Raw genomic sequence first — 26,354 nt, 5'->3', positions numbered from 1 at the left:
CAATTCCTCCTCAGAGTAGGGGACGTGATTGACGATTTATCAACCTGTTATTCAACTGTAAAGAAACGCCACGAGAATTTATTCAGTGGATTTTAATAGCCCTAATCAACCCAACCAATGTCATCGTCGGAGAGCATACTATTATGTTCGCCACGCTGGATGGCATATTCTGGAATTGCTTTGTAACTACTGGGGCGATTTCTCAAACTCAAAGTATGACGGTTGACCGCTAAATCGGCACCGTGAATGATTTTCGTCGGAGTATCCTCTTGTTGAGCCGCTTCCTCTTGTTGAGCCGTAATTTTTCGGATTGTTTCTTTGGCCGTTTCCAGCTCTTCAGTAACTTTTGTTAGTTCTTCCGATTTATCTGCTGCAACTTTTTGTGAGGTTTCTAACTCATCCTTAAGTTCGAATATACGAGTTTGGTGAGTCTTGATATCGTCTTGTAGCCCAGAGATTTGTTCCTGAGCTTGTTTGAGAGAAGTTTTTAAGTCGGCGATTTGCTTTTTCAGATCAGCTGTGTTGGTGGCTTCGGTCGTGGTCTGTTTGGTCGTGGCCTTTTTCGCAGTCGTCTGTTTTGAAGCTGTTGATGTTTTATTGGTCCGTTTTCTAGTCCGACTTGCACCAGAGGCCGTTTCGGCAGTTCCTCCGTTACCTGCTTTAGAGGACTGACTATCCTGAGTGGGAGTGGGTGCTGGAGTTTGTTCAGCATCGTTGGATTTCTCGACTTCTTCTTTTAGTAGGTCGGCAATGCGTTTTTTAGTCATAATCTTTTCCAGTCTCTTAGGACTTCAGCAGCAACTCGGTAATAGTCGGCCTGAGCTTCTTGAGCATTAGGCCCCTTCCATTGACTAATAGCGCAACCTTCCATGGCAGCCCGCTCATGGGCTTTGTACGTCCGTATGTATGTTTGAAAAGCCGAAATATCCAACTTCTCCAGCATGGCTTGAGCCTCTTGCGCTTCTTTTAAACTACGGGAATCAACCTTTGTCAGCAATACCCGATGAAAGACCCCAGATGGTTGAACAATAGTTTTGACAGTTGTAATTAAGGCTGTCACATCCATCGGTGCTGGTGGTGTAGGCAGTAGTAAATAGTCTGCCACCGTTAACACAGCACCTAAGGATTTAGAGTGTAGCGCTGGAGGAGTATCAACTACAATCAGTTCATATTCATCAAGGGACTTCAGCTTTTCCAGCATCTTGACATCAGGTGCGTGGGAGAAGTCAAATACTTGGTGTACTCGCTCTAGCCACCAGGTAGCAGAACGCTGGAGGTCACTATCGATCAGCAAAACTCGCCGATCTTCTGCAAAAATCGCAGCTAGATTAACAGCAGTAGTTGTTTTACCTACTCCACCCTTACCATTTAAAACAGCTAATACCTTTGGGGTTACTTGCTTATTTTTTACCTTGGTCACGGCTACTACAGCTACAGGACCTTAATACCTAATGTTCATGATCAGAACAGATGTGTGTTTAATCGTGCTACACGGCAGCTTCTCGCCCATTGTAAAGACTCATGGCACGCTCAATCCCTTTGCGTAAACTAAACTCTACTGCGTCATTAGCAAGAGTAATAGCTGCATCGATAACCTTACGTTCATCCGGAGCAAATTTACCTAGTACATGACTAACGACGGCTCTATTAGCTTGTTTGTCTGAAGTGTTGGTCCGACTAATACCCAATCGAAGTCTAGGAAAATCCTGAGTGCCTAGGTGGGAAATAATTGATTTCATGCCATTATGACCGCCTGCCGAGCCCGAAAGGCGTAAGCGTAATCTGCCAATGGGCAAATCCATATCGTCGTAAATCACCAGCACTTCACTTGGCAGTAGTTTGTACCAATCAAAAACAGCCCGTACCGATTGTCCAGAACGGTTCATGTATGTGGTGGGTTTGAGTAAAATCAATCGTTCGCCAGAGCTGGAACGAGTTTCTCCAAAGTGTCCCTGGAAGCGTTTGTTTTCGGTAAGCTTTATGGACCAACTCTTAGCCAGGCTATCTATCACTTCAAAGCCAATATTATGGCGAGTGCGGTCATATTTTTGCCCTGGGTTACCTAGCCCCACTAATAGTTTCGGTGTTGGTGGAGCTGCGGCGTTTGTCGTTACCATCCTATTACTTAAAACTTTCGGTTACTTACGCTTCGCGTTAGTAGGCTGAAGGCAAGACATGGACTAGGTGAAATAATTATTTTTGACTATTACCCTGCACCCAGAACAAATACAACTAAGCTGGCCCATCGGTGGTGATGTTGCTCGCAGTAGCATCATTGACCTGATTTTCGTCGGAAGATTCAGGCTCTGGCTTTAATGCCTTAGGTTCTGATTTTTCTAAAGTTGCTTTCATCGGTTCAGCTACTGTTTTTTCTATGCGGGCAGCTTCTTTTTTGAACTCGTCTTCAAATTCTTTGGAAGCATCTTGAAACCCTTTAAGGGCTTTTCCAAGGCTACGACCAATCTCAGGAAGCTTTTTGGGGCCGAAAACTAATAGGGCCACCATCATAATCAGAGCCATCTCTGGCAAACCAATGCCAAAAATATTCATTGCTGATAAACCTCTCGCTGATGTTGACTGCTCCAGACTATTACATCACCTAAAATCACCGCTAACCTGATAGTCATGGCGCTGATCGATGAACTACTGACACACTACTAGCAAAGGGGACAGGTTAAGAAACCCACCCCCCTCAAACAGTTTTTATGCGCTTTTATGCGCTTCCCCAAAATTTTTATGAAAGAAAGCGCACTGATGAAACTGATTTAGAAGCTCAAACCACGCCAATCAACATCAACTCCCTGAATTTGAATTGAACTGTTGTAAAGCTGCAGAATGATCAATAAGAAGACAAGGAAAAGCGCCATAAATACTCCCATTAAAGGAGTAGTACCCCAGCCGGGGGTAACTTTACCGTATTCAGAGTTCAAAGGTTTGAGTAGGTTTCCCAACCGAGTTTGCTGTGCCATGGGCATAAGTACCTTAAGGTCACTTTATATTCTGTAATATCATAGATTTTACATCCTCTACGTCTTAAAAGATCCTATGGATTCTGCAACAGTTCTTATTATTTCAGTTGGCGCTATCGTCATCGCCTTTACGGGACTTGCCATATACACAGCATTTGGACCACCGTCTAAGCAGCTTGCTGATCCATTTGACGATCATGAAGATTAGTCAGCGTGTTTTTGGCTGGGAGTTGTCGTCTGTGAACTCGAAGTTTTCACACTGACACAACATAGCTCTATGAATTCAATTCTTCACAAGCAAGGTTAGCTAAGGTTATTTTGAGTGTTAGCAGAGCTTGTTGACACTTTGTCAGTGCGATGCTGGCTTTGTGGTGATAGAATTAGTTGCTCTGGGTGAGTGCGCCTGTTTTTGGGCCCTTTGATAAAGCCATGAAAAACCTCGCACTCAAGCACTTTTGAATAGATGTGCTGCGCTCAGCTAGGCTTTGTGTAAATTTTCGGACAGAACAGTTTCAACAAAATTATGATCAAATTGCGACTGAAGCGTTACGGCAAAAAGCGTGAGGTGAGCTATCGGATTGTGGCTATGAATAGCCGAGATCGCCGTGATGGTCGCCCTCTAGAGGAGCTAGGTTTTTACAATCCTCGAACTGATGAGACCCGTTTAGAAGTTCCTGCTATTCTTAAACGTTTGAAGGAAGGCGCGCAGCCCACAAAAACTGTGCAACGTATTCTTCAAAAGGCTAACGTGTACGAGCAGCTTAAGGCTTAGTTTTAATGTCCGTGGTTCTAGAACTTGATGCTTAGTATGAGAGCTTATTGTTAAGCTTCCTGCTGAAATCAATTTCTTGATGTGTGTACTCCTATGCTTGCTACTGGATGTTAGAGGGTGACGATGTGCCTGATTTTGAAGCCTTAGTGCGATTTTTAGTAACTCCCTTTCTAGAGTCTCCTGATGCGTTGAGATTGGACTTTGAATCATTGTCAGGCGGTCAACGTCTTTGGATTCGAGTTGCTTTTGACAGTGAAGACAAAGGTCGAGTTTTTGGACGTGGTGGTCGTAACATTCAAGCAATTCGTAAGGTTTTGAAAGCGACCGGTGCATTGCACAATTGTTCAGTGCATTTAGATATCTACGGCGAATCATCTCAAGATTCGAGTGGTGGTCATGATCGGGCTCGTCCAAGAGGTGGTCGAGGTGGTGGTCGCCCGCGCCGTGGCGGTGGTGGTGGTCGACCAGGGGCTGGTAGACCACCCAGGCGTAGTCAAAGTCAAGACGATGCTTAGCTGAAATGTCTAGGCTTGGTCGGGTTTTGAGTTGTGTTTACGAGCGTCGATAGTTAATTAATGTACAAAGTCCAGGTGCTGGGTGCTTGAGCTAGGTATCTAGGGCGGCACAGTTTGTCTGTTTTATGGAAGGTGCCTTCGAGTTTGAGTTTGATTCAGCCGAGCAAGCGATGGCTATGGCTGGATATCGGGAAGACGCTGTAAAACGACTATCTCAGCAAACAGGAGCCAAGCTAGTTATGCGTGGCACCACTTTGTTGATATCAGGGACGCCAAGTCAAGTTGAACGTTCTAAGCGTTTAGTGACATCGTTGCAATCTATTTGGTCTCAGGGACAGGAGGTCTCGGTGGCTGATGTGATGACTGCGGTGCATGCGTTGGATACTCATCGAGAGGATGATCTTGGGCAGCTGCATGGGGATGTAATTGCCCGGACTCGTCGCGGAGAAACGATTCGAGCAAAAACCTTCCGTCAACGTAAGTATGTCAGTTCCCTGCGCACCAATGACCTAATTTTTTGTACTGGGCCAGCCGGTACAGGGAAGACATTTTTGGCCGCTATGGTTGCTGTGCAGGCAATTCTTGAGCAGCAGTTCGAGCGCCTGATTTTGACTAGGCCTGCGGTTGAAGCTGGGGAGAGTTTAGGTTTTTTGCCAGGTGACTTGCAGCAGAAGGTGGATCCCTATTTGCGTCCTCTTTATGATGCGTTGCATGAGTTGATTGACCCGGAGCGCATTCCGAGTTTGATGGAGCGGGGCATTATTGAAGTTGCTCCCCTGGCTTATATGCGCGGGCGCACATTGAGTAATGCGTTTGTGATCTTAGATGAGGCTCAGAATACGACACCAGCTCAGATGAAAATGGTGCTAACGCGTTTGGGTTTTAAGTCGCGGATGGTGGTTACTGGTGATATTACCCAAACAGATTTGGTGCGTGAGCGGCAATCAGGTTTGTCTGTTGCTATGAAAGTGCTCAAGGGTGTCAGTGGTATTGCGTTTTCCGAATTAACAAAGGCCGATGTTGTGCGCCATCCAATGGTGCAGAGGATTGTGGCGGCCTATGAAAAATATGAGATGTAGCTGGATATGATTCTATCCTCGAACTATATACTCTGAATCCTTTTTATCTGGATGTTGGACGGTACTGAAGGCAGCATTGATTATGGCGATTCTTCATGGAAGTTGGCTCCCGACACAGCAGCGTTTTTTTGTGTGGGCGGAGACATGGCGTAGGCTAGAACCTACTGACAATGGTTGGAGTATTGCGACTCATCCTTACTGTTTAAGTGCTGATGAATTTCAAGCTTTTCTGGCGACGGTAAATCATTGGGATTTAAGCGTGTTGGCAGAGCGGTTTCAGTCGCGTTGGCGCGAGCAAGTGCTATCAGTGCCAACGGTTATGGAAGATGCTCAACTTTGTCCTCAGCTCTGTGGGCAATCTCAGGAGTCTGAGGTGTTGCTTTATCCGTGGCGTGTGTCTGGAATCATGCTGCCTACTGTGGCGGCGTTGCAACTTTTGGTTGGGTTGCCTTTGGGAGCTGAAGCGAGTCTCATTGGTGGTGATTTGCGCTATTGGTCTCACATGATTCGCTGGAGTCTTGACCTGATGGCACGGGGCAAATTTGTACCAATGGTGAGTGCGGATGGTAGTGGCGCGATCGCAACTTGGCAGCTACTACTCAACAGTGCTACTGACCAGGCTCGACTGCGTCAGTTTGCTGATCGCATGCCCCTTGTCTGTCGACTATATCAAGCACTCAATCCACAGACACGTAAAACGACTGCGGCTAAAAAAACTAAAACCACTGCTAAGAAATCCAAAGCGGCCATTGCGGACCCACCAGATATGCCGATTGCCATGGGTCCCCCCGAGCTACCCTTGCCGCTACTGCAAGACTTTCTCGGTAATGTAGTATCAGCTAAGGTGCGCGAACTGGCGCAAATGCAACCTTTACCTGCTACGGCTCCCCTCAGCAAAGATTTGCCGCTACGGGAATGGGTAGGAGCTTTAACTCAAGAAAAGAAAAAGCGCTTTGACTCTACTCCGGTTGGACTGGTGCGTCTCAATGAAGCGCTGAATACCTGGACAGCGCCTCTGCAAAATGTGGCGGCTGATGATCTAGATTCATTACATGTGGGCTTTCGTCTGATGCCTCCGCCCAGCGGTGAACTCAATTGGGCATTGCACTATGGTCTAGAAGCCTCGGATGATGAGAGCTTTTGCCTGGATGCCCAGACAATCTGGCGGCACCCCGTTGATCAGTTAGATTATCGTGGACGTGCGGTGGAATCTCCTCAAGAGAAACTATTAGCTGGTCTGGGACGAGCCGCTCGTCTATGTGAACCTATTAAGCAAACCCTGGGTGAGCCGAGCCCGAGTGTCTGTACCCTTGATCCGATTCAAGCGTTCGAATTTATTAAAGCAACGGCCAATCGCCTGCAAGACAATGGATTTGGAGTGACCTTGCCCGATAATCTGGTGGACCCGACAAAGGCGAGTGCTAGTCGTTTGGGTTTAAGTGTTAAGGCGATGGCACCTTCCCGTAAACAGCAGCGCCTAGGGCTTCAAAGTCTGCTCAACTTTGAGTGGCAACTGTCCATTGGTGGCCAGAATGTTAGCCAAAGTGAATTTGAGCAGCTAATTGCCCAGCAGACGCCTCTGGTAGAAGTTAATGGTCAATGGGTAGAACTCCGTCCTCAGGATGTTAAAGCCGCTCAATCCTTCTTCACCAGTCGCCAAACAAAAAACAAGCTTTCCGTCGAAGAAGTATTGCGGATTAGTAGTGGTGATGGTCAGCTCATCGATAAGTTGCCGGTGGTAGCCTTCGAAGCATCGGGCAAGTTGGATGAGTTGATTACGACCCTGACCACCGGCAACCAAAGTCTTGAAGAAATGCAGGAACCTGATGGATTTGAGGGTAAGCTGCGTCCTTATCAAGCAAGAGGTGTATCTTGGTTGTCATTTTTAGAGCAGTGGGGTCTGGGCGCTTGTTTGGCTGATGATATGGGTTTGGGTAAAACCGTTCAGCTCATTGCCTTTCTCCTTAGTCTCAAGCAAGAAGACGTTCTCAATAAACCGATTCTGTTGGTATGCCCGACATCAGTACTGAGTAATTGGCAGCGAGAAGTGCATCGGTTTGGTCCAGAGCTGACCACATTGGTTTACCACGGTGATAAGCGACCTAAAGGGGCCACATTTGCTAAACGAGTTCAGAAAACAAACCTGATTATTACTAGTTACACCCTGGTATATCGGGATCTCAAAGAGCTAAAGCGGGTGGAATGGCAGGGGCTAGTCCTTGATGAGGCCCAAAATATTAAAAACTCTGATGCGAAGCAGTCTAAGGCTGTACGAGAGTTGGAAAGTGATTTTCGCATTGCCCTGACCGGTACTCCGGTAGAAAACCGTCTCACGGAGCTATGGTCCATCATGGATTTCTTGAATCCGAACTATCTGGGACCCAAAAACTTTTTTCAGCGGCGTTTTGCCACACCGATTGAACGTTATGGGGATACTGATTCGCTACGGACTCTTAGGGGATTGGTGCAGCCGTTTATTCTGAGACGACTCAAGACCGACCGCAGCATTATTCAAGACCTGCCCGAAAAACAGGAAATGACCGTTTTCTGTGGCCTGTCTGCTGAACAAGCAAGGCTTTATCAAAAAGCTGTAGATGAAGCCTTGGCTGATATTGATGAAGCTGATGGAGTGAAGCGGCGGGGCATGATTCTGGGATTGCTAGTCAAACTAAAGCAAATCTGCAACCATCCAGCCCAGTATCTTAAACAAGCATCTCTAGGTAAACAGCGTCGTTCTGCTAAGCTCCAGCGTCTGAATGAAATGTTGGAAGAGGTGATTTCAGAAGGCGATCGTGCCCTCATCTTCACCCAGTTTGCTGAGTGGGGTACTTTGTTGCAGGCTCATCTAAAAGATTACTTAGGGGAAGAGGCTTTATTCCTGTACGGTGGAACTTCTCAGCCGTCTCGTGAAGCAATGGTGGATCGATTTCAGCAAGATCCCAATGGCCCCAAGTTGTTTATTCTTTCTCTAAAAGCCGGTGGTGTTGGTCTTAACCTTACTCGTGCCAATCATGTATTTCACTTTGACCGCTGGTGGAACCCAGCAGTGGAAAACCAGGCGACTGACCGGGCGTTTCGTATTGGTCAAACCCGCAATGTGCAGGTCCATAAATTTGTGTGTAGCGGCACTTTAGAGGAGCGCATCAACGACATGATTGACAATAAAAAGGCTCTGGCAGAGCAAGTCGTTGGTGCTGGTGAGCAATGGTTGACTGAGCTGGATACGGATCAATTACGTGAGTTGCTGCTGCTGGACCGTAAAGCTGTAATTGACGAAAGCTGATCCATGAATGGTCAGCTAGTCTAACTGGCTGTGCATAAAGCAAGCTTAATCAAGCGGCTCATACAAATGAAATTTTTGTGATGTTTACGGCCCTTCGCTTTGTTGCTGGCGGGCAGAGAGCGTTCTTAAATGCCCCGAAGATTAAGGCCGTAAGTCGTCCTAATGTCTGAATCTATCAGGAAAATTTCCATAAAATTGTGCCACTGAAAAACCTGGACTAATCCTGATCGAGGTGATCAGCAGTGGTTGATATTTAGTTAGATATAGCCCTCGGCGTCATCTTAAATGCTGTTTATCGGGAATAGATTGACTGAGTGATGTAGATCCTAAGGTCACCTTGATGTGAGTCACTTGGGGTTTAACTGCGTCACTCTACGCTAAATGTGGGTGCGTCAGTCTAGCTCATCAGGTATACATTTGTGCTTGGAGAAAATTCCCAATTTTGCAGATTGTTCCCCGCTTAATTGGCTCGGGCACACTACATCTACGAGGGCTAGACGGCCTTGACTGTTCTTAAAGCTACACCGCCCATGGTTATGGATGCAACGTCTTATCAAACCACTACAGATGCTGATTTAGCAGCCCCCAGCTCTGTTGCTCTCACTACTGCTGATCCTGCTAAGGAAGAGCCTAGCGATACTGATATTAAAATGCTGTTGTCAAAGGATGAGGATAGCGCTGTAGAAAATTTAGACGTTGATAAGTTAGCGGTTGCCCCTGGACGCCGTACAACTGATTTGGTTCGTCTTTACTTGCAAGAAATTGGGCGTGTCCGTCTACTTGAAAGAGATGAAGAGGTTGCTGAAGCTCAGCTAGTCCAGAGTTATATGAGCCTTTTGGAACAGCGCAATCAGGCTGCTGCTGAGCAAGAGGGCATTCTAACGACGTATGTCTTACTGTTAGAAACTCGCGATCGCATGGCAGCTCAGTTAGGCCATCGCCCCTCCCTGGAGCGTTTGTCTAAAGAATGTGGCATTGAGGCTGCCGAGCTAAAGCCAACACTGCAGGCAGGCAAGCGTCAGTGGGCTGAGCTTGTGGGTATGTCTGTCCAAGAGTTGGACGAAGCCTGTAGCGAAGGTACTCGTGCTAAAGAGCACATGATCAAGGCAAACTTGCGCCTGGTTGTGTCGGTAGCGAAAAAGTATCAAAACCGAGGTCTAGAGCTGCTAGACCTGATTCAGGAAGGTACTCTTGGCCTGGAGCGTGCGGTTGAAAAGTTTGATCCTACTAAGGGATATCGCTTTAGTACCTATGCTTACTGGTGGATCCGCCAGGGTATTACCCGTGCGATCGCAACCCAAAGCCGCACAATTCGTCTGCCCGTCCACATCACTGAAAAGCTCAATAAAATCAAAAAAGCTCAACGTAAAATCTCCCAAACCAAAGGGCGCACAGCCACTGTGGAAGATATCGCTCGCGAGCTAAAGATGACCGCACCTCAAGTGCGTGAGGTGCTTCTCAAGGTGCCCCGGTCTATTTCCCTAGAGACCAAAGTTGGTAAAGAGCGGGATACAGAACTAGGCGACCTTCTAGAGACTGATGCCTTATCTCCTGAAGAGCTGGCGGTTCGTGATGCTCTGCGTCGTGATTTACATCAGCTTCTAGCTGACTTGACCACACGTGAGCAAGAAGTCATTCGTCTAAGATTTGGTTTGGGCGATGGTGTGCCTTACTCATTAGCTGAGATTGGTCGCACCTTGGAACTATCTCGCGAGCGAGTTCGCCAAATTGAATCTAAGGCACTGCAAAAACTGCGTCAGCCTAAGCGACGCAATCGTATTCGTGATTATCTAGAAGCCTTGAGCTAGTCTCTGTCTGCGAGAGGCGTTTCTCCATACAGCACGTTTTTGAGCCGGTGATGTTTACATCACCGGCTTTTTTCCGAATAGATATTTTCTTGATAGATGTTGGTACCCTAAGACGGATGTTTTGGGGTTTGGGTGCTGATTGAAAGCGTTACAAACGCGTATAACCCTTTCCAGGTAAAGACCTAAGAGTTCCGGTAAGTGGAACCCTTGCCTGAAATTGCCAGTCCGATTCATTAAATCTAGTTAACTGCGATCGCAAACTATGGCTATTTTTTACGTTCAAGCGAATGCGCCTAATACCAACAATGGTGATACTTGGGGAACAGCCACTAGTTTGCAGACAGCCTTGGCAAGCGCTAATGCTGGAGACGAGATTTGGTTAGCTCAAGGGACCTACAGTCCCGGGAGTAACCCCACGGATACCTTTACCGTCAATCAAGCCGTTCAACTTTATGGTGGTTTTGATGGTACTGAAGCCACCCGTAACCAGCGGGATTGGCAGGCTAATCAAACGATTATTGATGGTAATGGCGACAATAATACGGTTGTCACCGCCCAGAGCACTGCGAATGAGGCGCTAATTGACGGTGTCATTATTCAAGGAGGAGATGCCGTTGACGATGGTGGGGGTGTCTACAATCAAGGGGGTGGCAAGCTAAGACTACAGAACACAATTATTCGCGATAACCAGGCTGCAGATGATGGTGGTGGGATTCGCAATAATGGTGAGTTAGTCATTATCAATAGTAGTGTCATCAACAATACGTCCATTGGCACTACGACCACGAGCGGTGGTGGTGGCCTTTTAAATGCCTCTGGTGCATCCGTCACGATTATTAACAGCACTTTCAGTGGCAACACGGCACGTAATGGTGGTGGCGTTCGTAACGACGGCATTCTAGATTTAACGAATAGTACCCTCAGCGGTAATATTGCTTCCGAAAGCGGTGGTGGTCTTTCAAATACCGTTAATGTGGTAGCGCCAGGGATCGTGATCGGTCGTGCAACGGCTACTATTGCCAATAGCACTATTACTAATAATGAATCTCAAAATGTTAGTGCACAGCCGAATGATACGGGTGGTGGCGTCGCAAATTTTGGTGTTGTAACAGTCACTAACAGTATTATTGCGGCCAATGTTGATAATGATGACATCGTTGACATCAACTTCTTTATTGGTGCTGGTTCCACTACAACGGCTGGTAATAACCTGATTGGCAATGGCGATTCCACGCCTGGCTTGACTAACGGTAGTAATGGTGATCAGGTAGGTAGTGCTGTCACTCCCCTTGATCCACAGTTGGATACCTTACAAGCCAACGGTGGCTTTACTCAAACCCATGCTCCATTAGTGGGTAGTCCAGTCATTGATGCCGGTACTGCCGGTACTGTTCCTGCCGATGCGTTTGACCTAGATGATGATGGCAATGTTGCAGAGGTTATTTCCGTTGACCAGCGAGGTGTTCCGTTTGCTCGATCAGTCGGCACTACGGTCGATATTGGCGCTGTAGAAGGTTCAGTTGCGCCTGTCGGTATTACAATTACGCCAACCACAGGTCTTGTGACGACAGAGGCAGGCGCAACCGCCACCTTTACAGCAGTCCTGACCAGTCAACCGAGTGATGTGGTCAGCTTAACTTTCACGAGTAATGATCCTACTGAAGGGACGGTTATCCCTAACATTACGTTTTCTACAGCTAATTGGGACCAACCTCAAACAGTCACCATTACTGGCGTTGATGACACCGATGATGATGGCGATGTTGCTTATATCATCAATACCAATGTGACTAGTACAGATACTCGCTATAGTGCTTTGGTGCCAACGGCGGTAGCTGTCACAAATCAAGATAATGATACGTCTTCGGGTGGTCCTGGTAGTTCTAGTAGTTTGACTCCCCAAGATGCGCGACTGCTTGTCGGTGGCACTGGCGATGTATCTGTTGAAATTTCCATTAGTCAAAATGCATCTGAGCAGGTCAGGGAGATCATTGTGTTTGCCACAGATACCAGTGGTGCAGTCAATGGTTTGACCGCCAGTGATGCTGGCTACTTAGAGGCTGTGCTAGATGCGGCGCAAGTCGTTTTTTCTACTCTAGAAGCAGGAGATATTGCAGATTTTGAACCCCAAAAAACGCTTACCATAACGGCTGGTAGCATTCTGCAATTTGCCATTATCGATGACGGTAGCTTAGATAGTTTGCGCCGTGGCACGGGCGGCACGATTAACATCACAGGGCTCGATGGCCAGACAGATGTGGTCGAATTACAGGCCTTGAGTGATGGTTCTATTCAGGCAGGGTTTCGCCAGGGGCAAAGCGGAACCTTTGATCAAATAGTGATTAATGCCATAGCTGTGGAGGAGACTTTGCCCATTGGTGCAGGTCTGCAAGGTCTGAGTAGTGACTCTGAACTCATTGATTTGAGATCGCAAACAGGGACGTTAACAGCCACCATTGATATTTACCGGGAAGCCGCATTAGATAATGTGGTCGGTCTGTTTGTTGTGGAAAATGAACAAGGTCAAGTCCGTGATGCTCTGGGGATATTACTCAGCCCTGGCGATGAGGGCTATGGTGCAGCGGCCTTAGCTCAAAGGGTTAACTTAGAGTTAACCGGCACCAATGGCGAGGCCACACGCTATACCAGTGAAATTCTCGGTGGGCAGCTTTTATCTACCTTTTTAGTTGTGGATGGCACTGTTGCTGACTTACTAGATAGCGATGTGAATAATGATCCAGCTATCTACTTTACGCACATCGCCGGTAATAGCGATGGGGCAGATCATGTAAGGCTCTTAGGTAACAACGCCTTTGGCTTTGAAGATTTACCGGGTGGCGGTGATATGGACTTTGATGATTTGGTTATGCAAGTTCAGTTTGCCTGATATTCTGCCGTCATCCTATCTACAATAAAAAATAAAAAAGCCAGCCGCTATAGCGGCTGGCTGGACAGGAGCAATCGCTGAAACAGGAAATCACATTTTCTCGCTAGCAGAGATGATCAATAAGTACAGCGACAGTGGAAGCAAAGGCTGTAATGCCGAGCCCGACAAAGGGATTTTGACCTTGGCTCACGGCAAATGAGGTAATGATGCCTGCACCGAGAGCGGCAATCATAAATGCACCTAACCAATCTTTCTGGGCGTTGTACATAGGGCGCAGCTAGAGAAAAACTGAACGACTGAGATCAAGCTATCACCACGCTCTAGCCTGCATAAAGTGAAGCGTACATTCTGTAATCAAGATTTAGGGTCAGAGATGTTTTGTTACAAATTCTCGGGGCTGCTTTAGACAGAGACGGCTCTAACGGCTTTGACTAATTGTTCTACTTTGGCAAGATTTTTGTCTCCAGGTGAGTTCTCTACACCACTTGAGAGGTCAATGCCATCGGGTGTGAGCAGTGACAGAGCTGTGGTGACATTGTCGGGGGTTAGTCCACCAGCTAAAAACCAAGGTTTTTCAGGCTGAAAAGTGCGCAAGGTTGGCCAATCTAGGGTGTGCCCAGTGCCGCCTAGCTGTTGTGGGTGATAGGCATCTAACAAAAATGTGTCGACGTGGGGGGCATACTCTTTCACCTGTAGTAGATCCTCTGGATTACGAATTCGCAATGCTTTGATTAGCTCTACGCCAGGGAGCATCTGCCGCATTTGTTGACAATCCTGCGGGGATTCTTGACCGTGGAGCTGTACGCCGCTTAGTTGCCCTGTTTCTACAGTTTGCCGAATGACGTCTAGGGTCGCATTAGCAAAAACGCCAAAACGGTCAATGTTAGGCAGAGCTTGGACAATGGTGCGAATGGTGTCAGATGACACGTAGCGCGGGGATATTTTGACGCAAATAAAGCCCAGGACCGAGACTCCCATATTTGAGATCGCAACGGCCTGGTCCGTTTGAGTTAGGCCACAGATTTTAATGCGCATAGATAATAATGATTCAAAAAGATTCGGATATCCAGTAACGCTATTGGTAAGCCCCATTATTAAAATGAAGGCAGTTCTTGGAATTTCACCAGCGTGTAGTCTATAAAGACAATTTAATAACCCTGTTCCTAGGATCTCTAGGCATATCAAAGGTATATCACTATGCAATCCGGTTGGCGCGTTGGCGCAATTTTCGGCATCCCCCTATTCGTTGATAATTCTTGGTTTTTTATTCTCCTACTAATGACATTTGCCTACGGAGGCGATTTACTGAATGATGGTTTTTCGTTTCCGGTAGCAGCGGTAGTGGGGTTAGGGATGGCACTGCTTTTGTTCGGTTCTGTGCTCCTCCATGAGCTTGGTCATAGTTTGGTAGCACGGCGACAGGGTATTCAAGTCAATTCGATCACCCTATTTTTGTTCGGTGGTATTGCCTCGATTGATAAGGAGTCAAAAACACCGGGTCAGGCATTTCAAGTTGCGATCGCAGGTCCGTTGGTCAGTTTTTTCCTATTCTTGCTGTTGAGCCTCATGGTTTTCATCCTGCCAGAGCAGACTGTGATATCTCAATCAGTAGGGACGATTGCCCAAATTAATCTCGTCTTGACACTCTTCAACTTGATTCCAGGTTTGCCCCTTGACGGTGGTCAAGTGCTCAAGGCCCTTGTTTGGAAAATCACGGGTAGCCGCGCACAAGGAGTACGCTGGGCCGCTCGGGTCGGTCAGTTATTGGGCTGGATGGCCATCACAATTGGTATTTACGGTTCCCTGGCAACTCGACAGATAGGATTCCTCTGGTTTGCCCTTTTGGGGTGGTTTGCGGTGCGTAATGCAGGGGCCTATAACCGAGTTAGTGATTTGCAAGATGCCATTACTAGTCTTAAGGCCAGGGACGCAAGCGTGCGTGAATTTAAGGTAATTGATGCCAATCTGACTTTACGGGCGTTTGCCGATCATCAGTTGCTCAATGAAGAAAAAAAGCCGATTGTGTATTTTGCCGCGTCTAATGGGCGTTATCGAGGCATGGTATCTCTGGATGATTTGCGTCAGATTGAACGCAGTCGCTGGGAAACAATGACCTTGGCAGAGATGGCTCATCCTCTGTTAGATGTGCCCCATGTCCGGGAAGAAACGCCTCTTTCTAAGGTGATTACAGACTTGGAAGAAAACGAGCTACGACGCATTACCGTGTTGTCCCCAGCCGATGCTGTTGCCGGTACTATTGACCGAGGAGATGTCGTGCGGGCACTGGCCAAACGCCTGAATTTCCCAATTTCAGAAGCCATTATTGATCGCATTAAAGAGGAAGGTGCGTATCCATCTGGGTTACAGTTGGCTGCAATTGCTAGAAATGCTGAATAGGGAATTGTTAAAAACGTTAACGCCTAGAAATACTGAGTTAGCAGCCTCAGCATTCTTCCTTAAGCCTGAATAGAGTCGTTTTCAGCGATTTGTACCATCTCAAAACAACTATCTACTGCTGTCTCAATTGGGCCACTGTACGGAGATTAGGCATCTAGACTAATGGTGTCTGGACCTAAACAACTTCAGTGATTTGTCCATTGGTGGCTAGGTCCAGTGGCAGCTAACGTATTGTCATAGTTGAAATGGTAAGGCATTGGGGTGTGGAGTGATAACAGTCATGCCCTGATCACAGGTTTTATGAAGCATTGGCTATATCGATTTGGGTGGCGACTGTTGCCTGGAGTTTTAGCGTCAGGATTAACGCTATTCGCTGCCCATGTTGGGATTTTTCAACCTTTAGAGCACAGTGTCTATCGCTTCTTATTTCAAGTGAGAGGTGAGCAACCGTGGGATGAACGGGTAGCGGTGATTGAAATTGATGAGGCAAGTTTGGCCACCATTGGTCAATTTCCTTGGCCCCGGCATTATTATGCTGACCTGTTAGAAACTCTGGCTCCTGCCGATGCTAGTGTTGTGGCTTTCGATATTTTGTTTGCTGAGTCTGCGGAAGACGATGCAGAGCTGGCCCTGGCTATGGAGCACCATGGCAATGTGGTAGTAGCTACTGCATGGGATAAGCAACGGGGAGTTATTGGTCCCAATGCCGATGTGATGGAGGGTGCGATCGCAACAGGCCATATCCATCATATTGCTGATACCGATGGCATTACCCGTACCTATTATCCAAAAGCCAACGGCACACTAGCATTGAGCGTTGCAGCTGTGCAGCATTATAGGCCAAGTCAAGCCCATGGGCTTGCAGCCTCTCATCAGAGCCTTTGGTTAAACTGGCTCGGGGGTACCCAAAATGCCCCTCGATATTCGTTTGCTGATGTCCTCAATGGGACTATTCCTGTCGATAGCTTTTCAGACAAAATTGTTTTTGTCGGATTCACAGGAGTGGGTCTGGACACCATGACGACGCCCTACAATCAAAATCCACCAGCGGCAGGCGTTTATCAGCATGTTGTTGCAGCTAATAACTTGTTGGCTCAAAATCACTTAAAGCCCTTTGTCGTACCTGTCATGGTGCTACTGGTTTTGCTTGGCCCAGGACTGGGTTACCAATTATTTTATCGGCGTTATCGAGTCCACCTTTTAGCAAATCTAATAATTGTTGTGACCTGGGGTAGTGCAGTGACTGTGGCCTTTCATCACAATTACTGGCTCCCGACCGTTGCACCTTTGGGTACCGTAGTAGCGACTAGTTTCTTTGTAAGATTGACCGAACGCTTACAAGGCAAGCTGAAATTATCACAGTTTGCAAATATTGATCGAACGCTTGTAAGGCAAGCTGAAACTATTACAGTTTGCGAGTGATGTTCGTCTTACTTCAGCTTACTTCAGCCGGAATCTATTGGATGTAGCTAATCACGGTGCATGATATTTGGCTTGAGCCCAAACGAAGGCCTGTTCTTGCTCTTGTGGTGAGAGCGGCTTTTTTTTGAACTGGATATCGAAAATGTTCTCAGCGGCGACCGTGAGTGCTCCAGCAACATCAATGCGGTGAATGTTGACTAGGTTAGGTGGCGGAGTCACAGGACTACCGAACACAGCTTGAACTAAATCTGGGTTGGGCATAAGTCTTATGGAGCCATGTTGCAAGATACAGCTATTACGATAAAGCTGAGCACTGCCAATAAGTTTATAACCATTATCCATAACCAAATCAGCTACAGTATTGCTACCAAAGCAATTGTGAGTTTTCTGATAGCCACGTTTGTTAGAGCCTAAGGATAGCGAAATTCCTAATTGTTTCCAGCCCTCAATTAGAAACTGACAGAGTTGAGCATAGATATCCCGTCGCCGCCCGCCATAGCCAGAAAGCACCAGGCTATAGGTTAGATCTCCCTGGTGTAGGACGGCTCTCCCACCGCTTGGTCGTCTTACGATGTCAAGGGCTTGGCCGTTCCACTTAAGTGTGTGCCAGTGGTCTGGATAATCACGCTGATGATAACCCAGAGAAATCGCAGCAGGCTTCCATGTGTAAAACCTTAAGCAAGGCAGCTCATACGCCAAACGATGCTGCTCCAATAACCACTCATCAATAGCCATTTGAGTGATGCCAGAGGTCTCTATGGGGTCAATGAGCCGCCATGTTGCTGTCATGATTTTAACTGGCAGAAGGATATTTCTCCTTCAGAACATCATCCGTTTCGTCGGCGATTGTCGCCACAATCGTCATCAGTCGAGAGATTTCACCGGGATTAATATCGGCAAGAATCCGACTCGCTAAGACAAGGACTTCTTGGTTAGAAATTCCGAAGCAGGCCTCAAAGGTTTCACCACAGTTCTTTGCCAATAGCTCCTGCATCAGATCATTTTGGTTGGTTACAGGTAACTTCAAAAGGGGAGACCATACAGTTAGAGTATCTTCGTCTCCAGTGCCCGTAAGTTGGACATAAACAGTTACACTGCCATAGGTAAATTTCCAAAGATAGCCCTCATCATCACGACTAACCATGGCATTGCCCCCCTGGTCCAGGCTGGCAATGACAGTTTCAATCACATCCACATGGCTAGCTTGAAAGCTTTCAGTGCCAGCGCTGATGGTTTCACCAGCAGTTTCAACGTTCAGGGTACTCATGGGCTCCGCTTACTCCTAATAAATCACAATCGAGGGTGTGAGCATGACAAGCTGCTGTTAGTCAGCATATCGATAAAATAGAACATTCTCGGTAGATGTGAGTTCCTTCCGAAAAGATCCATCCCACTGTATCGTTGCTTTTCCTAGGGGAAGTCTTAGCAAGTTATTTTTTCAGATTTCTTTCTAGTAGTTAGAGAAAGCTGGCTGATGGCGAATGAGGCTTAAGAACTCTTCGCGTGTTTTCTGGTCATCTTGGAAGACACCAAGCATAGCGCTTGTCACTGTCCAAGAACCGGGCTTTTGCACCCCACGCATAGCCATACACATATGACTTGCTTCCATTACAATAGCCACACCCTGTGGTTCTAAGATTTCGCTGATGGCTTCAGCTACCTGACGTGTGAGGCGTTCCTGCACCTGTAGACGGCGAGAATACATCTCAACGATACGGGCTAATTTACTTAAACCAACTACCTTTTGATTAGGAATGTAAGCTACATGGGCCCGACCCATAAAGGGCAGCATATGGTGCTCGCACAGGCTAAAGAAGTTAATATCTCGCACCAAAACCATTTCATTGTGACCCTCGTCAAAAATGGCGTTATTGATGAGGGTTTCTAAAGATTGAGTATAGCCTTGGGTAAGAAAACGCATCGCTTCGGCTACCCGTTTGGGGGTTTTCAATAAGCCCTCACGCTCGGGATCTTCACCGAGCTCGGCCAGCATTGTATGCACGGCTTCCATTAGCTTTGTGTTGTCAGTGGAAGGCTCGTGCAGTAATGCATCGTGTCCTTTGGTTTTCGCACGATCAGGGCGGATGCTGGATTCCAATGATTGCCCGTTAATCAGACCATTCGTTGTAGAGCCTGTGGTGGAACCGTTAGTAGAAATAACCATGGTGTGGGTAACTTGAGTTCTAGATAGTGAGCAAAAGGATATTCGTGTAGGCAAGCGAAATGTGATCAAGTTAGCTTGCCTACTTTGAAATATTGGTTAGAGAATCACAGGGCTCCTCCACTTGGCATGATGGTCAGCTCTTCGACCACAGCCCCAGGAGGTAGGAGCGCAGTTTGTAGAATAGCGTTTGCAACTAACTCGGGAGTCAACATACCGGAGCGGTCGAAGTCGGCTTGCACAGTGTCGGTATCCCAAAGAGGCGTATTGACCGCTCCAGGCAAAATGGTCACTACCCGAATGCCATGATTTCTTTCTTCTACAGAAATAGCTTTAGATAGTGCTACAACGGCTGCTTTGCTAATGCCATAGGCACCCCATTCTGGGAAAGCTTGGCGTGCGGCAATTGAGGCCACATTAATAATCATGCCGCTTTTGCGATCGCGCATTCCCGGAAGTACAGCCTGAATGCATTGAAAGACGCTAGTGACATTTAGATCAAGGACGCGACACCAGTCATCTAAAGGCATTTGGTTGAGTTCTCCCGTGTAACCCATCCCGGCATTGTTAACTAGCACATCAACCGGGCCAAAGGCCTCTAATATATGCGTTACTTGTTCCTTGATTTGAGCAACTATGCTCAAATCTAAGGGAAAGCTTTGGGCCTTAACGGTTGCGGTCTCACCAATCTCGTCTTCTAAGGCCTTTAGCTTATCTGTTGAACGACTGACTAATGCTACATCAAAGTTAGCCTTAGCAAAGGCCAGCGCAGTAGCACGACCGATACCAGTACTAGCACCTGTAATCAATGCGCGACGGTTTGGGACAGTATTCATCAAGGGGCGTCAAGGATGCGTAGGCGTCAATGAAAAATCACTTAAGATTAATGTTAACAAATGTTGCGAACAATGTGGTGTTTTCAGACTATGAGATTTTATTGAAAGGAGTAAAAAATAGTCTTTATGAGGGTTGTATCCACATAACAACAACTTATCAGGCTCTCATTAATCTTTGATTTCATCAGAGGTGAGTACCTGCATAAAAGACTTGGACTATAATCTAGGGCGTATTGCCGTTAGGCTTGCCGCACCTGAGATGCCTATGGGATAGCCTTTGCTTCAAGCAACGCTAGCGCAATTACGTTGTGGGCAACGATTATGCAGCTTCAGAAAATACGCCAATCTGCCGAAACTTACGATAGCGTTCCTGTCGACGTTGCTCTGGTGAGATTTCCAGTAACGCTTCAAGATTCTCTAGCAGAGCTGTTTCTAATCCTTCAGCTGCCTTGATAGGATTAGCATGAGCACCACCAATCGGTTCAGGTAGTAGATGGTCCAAAATACCTAGGTTTTTCAAGTCCCAAGCTGTAATTTTGAGAGCTTCGGCTGCTTGTGATGCCCTAGATGCATCCTTCCACAAAATAGCGGCACAGGCTTCAGGACTAGCAACGGTGTAAACAGAATGCTCAAACATAATGAGACGGTCGCCAACACCGATGCCCAATGCCCCGCCAGAACCACCTTCTCCAATGACAGTGCAAATAATAGGACTATCTAGACGAAACATTTCGCGAAGATTGTAGGCAATGGCTTCGCCTTGACCTAGTTGCTCAGCTTCTAAACCAGCCCATGCTCCTGGCGTATCGATAAAGGTGAAAATCGGCATCTTAAAACGATTTGCATGTTCCATGAGTCGCATCGCTTTGCGGTAGCCTCCAGGAGATGCCATGCCAAAATTGCGGGCAACATTATCCTTTGTATCTCGGCCTTTTTGGTGGCCTAACATGACAACTGAGTGACCATGAAAACGAGCGATACCGCCTACTAAAGCAAGATCATCTTTTCCAGAGCGACGGTCACCATGCAGCTCAATCCATTCGTCCGAAATTGCTTGAATATAGTCTAAGGTGCTGGGTCTACGAGGATGACGTGCTACCTGAATACGCTGAGCTGGCGTCAGGCTAGTAAAAATCTCCTGGCGTAGTTGCTGGGCACGGGATTCTAGTTGTTGAATTTGTGCTGAAACGTCGACATCATTGTCTTCAGCCAAGGCCCTTATTTGTAATATGCGAGACTCTAGTTCAGCTAAAGGCTTTTCAAAGTCAAGCAAAATAGGCCTTCGTTCTGTTGTCGCCATAACAGTTTTAGGTACCTCCAGCAGTGATTCCACCCTATCGTAAACTGTCCCCTAAAATTTACTTATTGTCATAGCCAACTGGCATGAACTGTAAATAACAGGGGGATTTAAGTTGTTAGCAAGGGGCGAAACCCATGTTTGATAGAGGCTGAACCAATTTGCTCCATTTTCTCAAGCGTAATTTGATTTCTCCCCCAAGAGAAGTTAGTGTGCCACTTTTCAAATTCCAACAACATGGATTCAGCAAAGCAAGCAAACAACTGTCGAGCCGGTACATCCATGGCGACGATGTGCATAATTCGCCAATCAATGTCTAGGCTATGTTCAACAATACCGCCCTTGAGAACATGGACTTCAGGATTGCTAAAATGGCTGTCAATATTCTTTGGATAACCGCCATCTACCATCAAACAGGGCTGCTTTAATGTGTTTGGGTCGATGTCGACGCCCTTGGGCATACTAGCCACCCAAACCACTACGTCTGCTTGGGGTAGGGCATCCTCTAGGCTCATAATTTTACCCATACCAATCTCGTCCTTAAGATTGTCTAGACGCTCTCGATTACGAGCGATGAGTAATAAATCTTTAACCCCTGTCTTTTCGCTAAGCCAGCGGCATACAGCACTGCCAATGTCTCCCGTGGCTCCACATACAGCAACGGTTGCATTTGACAAATCGATGTTGTATTTCGGAGCTGCCTGCTCCACCTGCTTACAAATGATGTAAGCGGTGTGCGTATTCCCAGTGGTAAAACGCCGAAAGTCAAGCTCTAAGTTACGAATTCGCCGGATTTGCTCTAGCTTGAAATTTTCAAAAATGATTGAAGAAAACCCACCCAAGGCAGTGATATTAATGCCTTGCTTCTGGGCGTGGGCCATCGCATTCAAGATCTTTCGAGTCGCTGCCTTAATTCGTCGCGTTGCCAGCATTTCTGGTAGAAAGCAGGACTCTACGTAGCGTCCTTCAATAACTTGACCAGTGGCACTGGTGACCTTAATGTCCTCAACTACAAATGGAGGCGCACTACACCAAAAATCCAAGCCCTGGCTGCCATATTCTGGATATCCCAAATCTCGGGCAACCGATTGGGCGTGTTCTAAGTTGGTCAGGTGTCCAATTAAGCCAAACATGTGGGACGCTTCTATTAAAAAAATAATCTTAGAAAATCAGACTACAACAAAACGTTACAGTCTTGCTGTTCGCTGCAACCTAATCACTATCCACACCAAAAAGAGGCTGATCGCATGATCAGCCTCTTTCAATATCTAATACAACATTATGCTTCTAATACAACATTATGCTGTCGCTAGACCTTGAGCAGAAAGCCGCATGACGTCACGACTACTGAAACCAATATTACCTAAGGCTTCACCATAGGTAATCATGAAGTCTTCAACTAGGGCATCTTTTTCCATGCCTAGTATAGCAGCGTCATCAGCCACTTGATTTAGCATTTGCCAAACCAAAGGCAGGTTTTGACGATTGGCCTCCTCTAACTCCTCCTTCGCGGAGTCAAAATTAGCTTTAAGCCACTCTTCACCAAAGTTGAGGTGCATGTATTCATCTTTGACTACACCTTCGGTGATCTTTCGAGCAAAGTCGTCTGCAACTGGAATATAGATGTTGTACGCTGAGATGGCAAAGGTCTCAATAATTAAAGACTGAATTAACAAACAAGTTACGATTTTGCCTTCGTCCTGGGCCTGCTTAAAGTTATCATGAAGCTTAGCAAAGAACTCTTTTGCAAACTTCATGTCAGGGGTCACATTTAAATTCTTGCCACAAGCTTGAAAGCCTTTCATGTGACGTTTTTCCATGCGAGCGAGCTTAATCAACTCATCTTTATGATCACTGAGGTGTTCAGCTAACGTCTGGTAGTTATCGTTAGCTTCCCATTCCCCTTCGATTACGATTGCGTTAATGCGACTATACGCATCTTTATACGCTTCACTTTGGAAGTCGAGCGCTAGGCTGGCCTCAAGCTGCGGCATATCTGTCCAATTCCTGCTTACAATAACCACTCGCTGTCCATATCTAAGCTATGGCATAGCACAGTGGCTGTGGTTAACTTAAATATTGACACCTGTTTTCACACTTTACACCCTATCAGGAGAGTAGATATGTTTGCCGATAGGCCCAAAGTGTCTCAACTCTTTTTGTTTGCAAGTGTTCCAGGATAATCTATTTAGAATTTTTATCTATTAGATTGATATTGCTTCAAGTGATGGACCTGTCTGGTTAGAAAGCTGACATATGATTTGGGAAATGGCTCATCAGCTAGTGTTTCAATCGTTGGACCATCGGTCATAGTACATCTGTTGGTATGTTGTGCCTACTCGATGTCTTCCAGTACCTTTAGCCGTATGGCTTTCGTTGAAGGGCTATTAGCGCTACCCAATTGGATCTCAATAATTTCATTGGTTAGGGGAGTTAGTCCACTCAGGAGGGCGCGCAAATTAGGTGTACTTTCGCCACTATCGACATAAACACGCTCCGCTAGCTTATTGATGCGTCGCCACGCGGTGTAGAGTTTGGCGGCTGCCTGTTCTAGCTGAGTGGCTTGGTTGACCAAATCTGCCGTGGAGTTTAAACAGCCTACTCGTAATGCTTCTTCCAGTGCTTGTTCTAAATTCACAACATCTGGATCAATGGTCTGTACCTGACTAGCTGCAGCAATGTACTTAGATAAATAGCGGGCTTCAGATGTAATTTGCTTGAGAGTATCTACGTCTGGATTTTGGGCAGCTTCGGTGCGTAGCGTTTCTTGATGGCTCGGGGGCAGTTTTTCCATCTCCTTGACCAAGGGGGTGAGATATCGAGTCGGGATGGTGTTGTTTGCTGCTTTTTCACGGACTGTTTCAGGAATTAAATCGGAGGTCATTGCTGTCCATTCATCGGCTAGCTGTTTGACTTCTTTGCGAGTAATTTGCTCTCCACGACGAGCGGCTTCGGTGACCATTTGTTGCACTTCTGGCGCAGCTTGGGCCGTTTCCACAAAGGCTCGCTTGCTAAATTGGTTGACAGACTGTTCATTTAGTAAGCCTTCTTTAAGTAGTTCGTCGGCACTATTACCCAGCTCAATTAGGGCATAAGCTTGGCTCTTGCTAATTTCTCGATCTTTTAGCCAATTTAAAAATCCGGTGCCACGACCATCGCCCCCCTGTTTTTCACGATCGCGAACGGCTCTAAGAATTCGACCACGCCAAATATCAGTCTGCAAATCAAAGCGATCGCAAACTTGCCAAGCGATATCGATTTGGTAACTGAAATCCTGATCAGGAATACTAGTGTCGCTAGGGTCGGGAATTTTAAAGTCGAGCGTTACATCTTGGTCTGTACCACCTTTAGTGATGTCGGCCACAAAATCGGCTGCTCCAACCATTGAATTTCTCTATCCCGCAGGCCTATTTGACAGGCTTATTATGTTACAGCTGTAGGACCCAGCGCACAAACAATAGTGACAAGGTCGCTGCTCCTAATACAAGGGTCAATAGTCCTGCAATCAATATAATTGCGAATAGCTTATCCGTTTTGCGGCTAGGAATGGGATTTCGAATATGCCGTTCTAGCAGATCGACATTGCGCGCATTGGCTTTCCAGACCACGTCAAAGAAATCTCCAATCATGGGCACTGTGCCCATGAGAACCTCCGTCAGGATGTTTAAGCCCATGCGACCTAGGGTCGCTGCAGGGACCCCTAGGCGAGCGGCTTCTATGACGACATAAATAGAGATCAGCCCTGCCATTAAATCTCCACCACCGGGCAGAAGACCGATAAGAGGGTCTAGACCTACTCGATAGCCTATACCTGGGATTGCGATCGCATTATCTAAAACATGACTCAGGCCACGTAGCCGTTGCAGTGTCTGATGAGAATTACGGTCTAATAGCGGTGGGGAGCCGTCAGAAAGGGGCATAGGAGTAACCTTACTTGCAAGCCATAAAGATGACTATATTCATTAGCGCGAAGGGCAGCATAACTCAATAAAAAACTGAGATTTTGTGTGGAAAATTGACGGAGCGTTAGCTTCAGTAATCAAGCTGGCTAATGAACGTTACAAGCTGGCTTGGCAACACAATGAAATCATCACTTGGGGCATAATGTCACCAATTCAATAATCCGTCTCTTTTGCAATCATGAAGCAATCTAGGAAAATTTTACGCCGTGCTTTGCTTATTCCTACCACATTGGTCACGTTTGGGATGATGAATGCTGCTGGCGCTGTGGCTCAAATTTATAACCCCATCGAAATAGCGGGAGGACGTGAAATTAGCGATACGCTTTCTGAAAACGATATCCCTACTGGAGTAGGTGGGTTTGCTAGGGATTACAGCGTTGAGCTGTTTGAAGGTGACCAGATCACTATCGATGTTATTTCGGAAGAGTTCGATACACTGGTTAGCCTTATAGGAGATGACGGTACCACTGTCAGTGAAAACGACGACGGTCCAGATGGTTCGACTAACTCATTGCTGTTTGCACGCATTTCTAAATCTGGTCAGTACACTGTAAGGGTCAGGTCCTATGCTGGCCAGGGTGCAGGAGCATTTTCCTTAAAACTTGCCCGTCTACGTGAGATTGAAGAATAATCCATTAAACCAGAGGGTTTCAGAGCCCTTTAACCCTTTGGCTTTAGGCTCTTCAGAGCATCTGATGAGGTGACATAGCAGCTAGAACAAAAAATATCCTAAGTTTTAGCTTGCTAAGGGTTCCACTCTTTTGCTAACTTGTTTAGGCGCGCAAGCAAAGGCAGAAATGCCTCATGTTGCCGGGATAGCTCAGTTGGTAGAGCAGTGGACTGAAAATCCTCGTGTCGGCGGTTCAAGTCCGCCTCCTGGCATTGCCGGTATATTTATCGGTGTATGTGGTAGAGGGTCGTTGCCCGAGTGGTTAATGGGGGCGGACTGTAAATCCGCTGGCTACG

Annotated in this window: 26 protein-coding genes and 1 tRNA gene; 11 read left to right on the top strand and 16 right to left on the bottom strand. The window is 46.8% G+C overall.

The window, feature by feature from the left end; genetic code table 11:
• Positions 1-101: 101 nt before the first annotated feature.
• The 5 genes from QGP82_RS21860 to psbH all read right to left on the bottom strand — a co-directional run bounded on the left by QGP82_RS21860 (position 102) and on the right by psbH (position 2,969).
• Positions 102-767, bottom strand: coding sequence for a hypothetical protein (locus QGP82_RS21860; RefSeq protein WP_163668179.1), 666 nt, complete (start codon positions 765-767; stop codon positions 102-104).
• On the bottom strand, positions 764-1,420 hold the full coding sequence (locus QGP82_RS21855; RefSeq protein WP_163668181.1) for an AAA family ATPase: 657 nt from the start codon (positions 1,418-1,420) through the stop codon (positions 764-766). Before QGP82_RS21855 ends, QGP82_RS21860 begins: the two co-directional genes overlap by 4 nt.
• Before the next feature lie 67 nt (positions 1,421-1,487).
• On the bottom strand, positions 1,488-2,117 hold the full coding sequence (gene pth / locus QGP82_RS21850) for an aminoacyl-tRNA hydrolase (protein WP_499061007.1): 630 nt from the start codon (positions 2,115-2,117) through the stop codon (positions 1,488-1,490).
• Between the two features lie 115 nt (positions 2,118-2,232).
• Positions 2,233-2,550, bottom strand: a complete 318-nt coding sequence (locus QGP82_RS21845; RefSeq protein ID WP_163668185.1) for a TatA/E family twin arginine-targeting protein translocase — start codon at positions 2,548-2,550, stop codon at positions 2,233-2,235.
• 215 nt (positions 2,551-2,765) lie between these two features.
• Complete coding sequence (psbH, locus tag QGP82_RS21840) at positions 2,766-2,969, bottom strand: photosystem II reaction center phosphoprotein PsbH (RefSeq protein ID WP_006516771.1); 204 nt, start codon at positions 2,967-2,969, stop codon at positions 2,766-2,768.
• 76 nt (positions 2,970-3,045) lie between these two features.
• Between psbH and psbN the strand changes: the two genes are divergently transcribed.
• The 7 genes from psbN to QGP82_RS21805 all read left to right on the top strand — a co-directional run bounded on the left by psbN (position 3,046) and on the right by QGP82_RS21805 (position 13,313).
• The gene (gene psbN, locus QGP82_RS21835) at positions 3,046-3,177 is read left to right on the top strand and encodes a photosystem II reaction center protein PsbN (RefSeq protein ID WP_006516770.1); all 132 of its coding nucleotides are present in this window, start codon (positions 3,046-3,048) and stop codon (positions 3,175-3,177) included.
• A 315-nt stretch (positions 3,178-3,492) separates the two neighbouring features.
• Positions 3,493-3,741 carry a 30S ribosomal protein S16 gene (rpsP, locus tag QGP82_RS21830; protein ID WP_163668188.1) on the top strand — a complete coding sequence of 83 codons (249 nt, stop codon included), beginning with the start codon at positions 3,493-3,495 and terminating at the stop codon, positions 3,739-3,741.
• Positions 3,742-3,866: 125 nt separating this feature from the next.
• Positions 3,867-4,256 carry a KH domain-containing protein gene (locus QGP82_RS21825; RefSeq protein ID WP_431732032.1) on the top strand — a complete coding sequence of 130 codons (390 nt, stop codon included), beginning with the start codon at positions 3,867-3,869 and terminating at the stop codon, positions 4,254-4,256.
• A gap of 125 nt (positions 4,257-4,381) precedes the next feature.
• Positions 4,382-5,335, top strand: coding sequence for a PhoH family protein (locus tag QGP82_RS21820; RefSeq protein WP_163668201.1), 954 nt, complete (start codon positions 4,382-4,384; stop codon positions 5,333-5,335).
• Between the two features lie 82 nt (positions 5,336-5,417).
• Positions 5,418-8,618, top strand: coding sequence for a sll1366 family intein-prone helicase (locus tag QGP82_RS21815; RefSeq protein WP_499061006.1), 3,201 nt, complete (start codon positions 5,418-5,420; stop codon positions 8,616-8,618).
• A 536-nt stretch (positions 8,619-9,154) separates the two neighbouring features.
• Positions 9,155-10,426, top strand: coding sequence for an RNA polymerase sigma factor SigC (gene sigC, locus QGP82_RS21810; RefSeq protein WP_163671771.1), 1,272 nt, complete (start codon positions 9,155-9,157; stop codon positions 10,424-10,426).
• 262 nt (positions 10,427-10,688) lie between these two features.
• Positions 10,689-13,313 (top strand): choice-of-anchor Q domain-containing protein, encoded by a 2,625-nt coding sequence (locus QGP82_RS21805; protein WP_163668205.1) that lies wholly within the window; start codon positions 10,689-10,691, stop codon positions 13,311-13,313.
• A 103-nt stretch (positions 13,314-13,416) separates the two neighbouring features.
• On the opposite strand, the gene QGP82_RS21800 is transcribed toward QGP82_RS21805, so the two are convergent.
• Both QGP82_RS21800 and QGP82_RS21795 read right to left on the bottom strand, forming a co-directional pair.
• Positions 13,417-13,581, bottom strand: a complete 165-nt coding sequence (locus QGP82_RS21800; protein WP_006516763.1) for a hypothetical protein — start codon at positions 13,579-13,581, stop codon at positions 13,417-13,419.
• 134 nt (positions 13,582-13,715) lie between these two features.
• Positions 13,716-14,348, bottom strand: a complete 633-nt coding sequence (locus tag QGP82_RS21795; RefSeq protein ID WP_163668207.1) for a phosphoribosylanthranilate isomerase — start codon at positions 14,346-14,348, stop codon at positions 13,716-13,718.
• 162 nt (positions 14,349-14,510) lie between these two features.
• On the opposite strand from QGP82_RS21795, the gene QGP82_RS21790 reads away from it, so the two are divergent.
• Positions 14,511-15,710 (top strand): site-2 protease family protein, encoded by a 1,200-nt coding sequence (locus QGP82_RS21790; protein WP_163668209.1) that lies wholly within the window; start codon positions 14,511-14,513, stop codon positions 15,708-15,710.
• 300 nt (positions 15,711-16,010) lie between these two features.
• Positions 16,011-17,132 (top strand): CHASE2 domain-containing protein, encoded by a 1,122-nt coding sequence (locus QGP82_RS21785; protein ID WP_499061005.1) that lies wholly within the window; start codon positions 16,011-16,013, stop codon positions 17,130-17,132.
• A 51-nt stretch (positions 17,133-17,183) separates the two neighbouring features.
• On the opposite strand, the gene QGP82_RS21780 is transcribed toward QGP82_RS21785, so the two are convergent.
• From QGP82_RS21780 to QGP82_RS21740, 9 genes are all read right to left on the bottom strand, one after another.
• The gene (locus QGP82_RS21780) at positions 17,184-17,921 is read right to left on the bottom strand and encodes a lipoyl protein ligase domain-containing protein (RefSeq protein ID WP_499061004.1); all 738 of its coding nucleotides are present in this window, start codon (positions 17,919-17,921) and stop codon (positions 17,184-17,186) included.
• A 4-nt stretch (positions 17,922-17,925) separates the two neighbouring features.
• The gene (locus QGP82_RS21775) at positions 17,926-18,399 is read right to left on the bottom strand and encodes a YbjN domain-containing protein (RefSeq protein WP_163668217.1); all 474 of its coding nucleotides are present in this window, start codon (positions 18,397-18,399) and stop codon (positions 17,926-17,928) included.
• Between the two features lie 183 nt (positions 18,400-18,582).
• A complete protein-coding gene (gene folE / locus QGP82_RS21770; protein ID WP_163668219.1) occupies positions 18,583-19,296 on the bottom strand; it encodes a GTP cyclohydrolase I FolE in 714 nt (237 codons plus the stop codon).
• A 104-nt stretch (positions 19,297-19,400) separates the two neighbouring features.
• Positions 19,401-20,129 carry an SDR family oxidoreductase gene (locus QGP82_RS21765; protein WP_163668222.1) on the bottom strand — a complete coding sequence of 243 codons (729 nt, stop codon included), beginning with the start codon at positions 20,127-20,129 and terminating at the stop codon, positions 19,401-19,403.
• 319 nt (positions 20,130-20,448) lie between these two features.
• On the bottom strand, positions 20,449-21,429 hold the full coding sequence (locus QGP82_RS21760; protein ID WP_006516754.1) for an acetyl-CoA carboxylase carboxyltransferase subunit alpha: 981 nt from the start codon (positions 21,427-21,429) through the stop codon (positions 20,449-20,451).
• Between the two features lie 107 nt (positions 21,430-21,536).
• On the bottom strand, positions 21,537-22,559 hold the full coding sequence (locus QGP82_RS21755; RefSeq protein WP_163668224.1) for a long-chain acyl-[acyl-carrier-protein] reductase: 1,023 nt from the start codon (positions 22,557-22,559) through the stop codon (positions 21,537-21,539).
• 165 nt (positions 22,560-22,724) lie between these two features.
• Positions 22,725-23,420: an aldehyde oxygenase (deformylating) gene (locus QGP82_RS21750; RefSeq protein WP_163668226.1), complete on the bottom strand. Its 696-nt coding sequence runs from the start codon at positions 23,418-23,420 to the stop codon at positions 22,725-22,727.
• A gap of 341 nt (positions 23,421-23,761) precedes the next feature.
• Positions 23,762-24,811, bottom strand: coding sequence for a hypothetical protein (locus tag QGP82_RS21745; protein ID WP_250565097.1), 1,050 nt, complete (start codon positions 24,809-24,811; stop codon positions 23,762-23,764).
• Between the two features lie 43 nt (positions 24,812-24,854).
• Entirely contained in the window at positions 24,855-25,346 is a 492-nt protein-coding gene (locus tag QGP82_RS21740; protein ID WP_499061003.1) for a DUF4112 domain-containing protein, read from the bottom strand.
• 220 nt (positions 25,347-25,566) lie between these two features.
• On the opposite strand from QGP82_RS21740, the gene QGP82_RS21735 reads away from it, so the two are divergent.
• Together QGP82_RS21735 and QGP82_RS21730 are read left to right on the top strand one after the other, a co-directional pair.
• A complete protein-coding gene (locus QGP82_RS21735) occupies positions 25,567-26,019 on the top strand; it encodes a PPC domain-containing protein (protein WP_006516749.1) in 453 nt (150 codons plus the stop codon).
• A gap of 178 nt (positions 26,020-26,197) precedes the next feature.
• Positions 26,198-26,270, top strand: a tRNA-Phe gene (locus QGP82_RS21730).
• Positions 26,271-26,354: the final 84 nt, after the last annotated feature.

The organism is Leptothoe sp. LEGE 181152 (genome assembly GCF_032906605.1).
GTDB lineage: Bacteria > Cyanobacteriota > Cyanobacteriia > Phormidesmidales > Phormidesmidaceae > Leptothoe > Leptothoe turfae.
The sequence above is the reverse complement of the archived record's forward strand: the minus strand, read 5'-3'. Positions and strand labels throughout refer to the sequence as shown.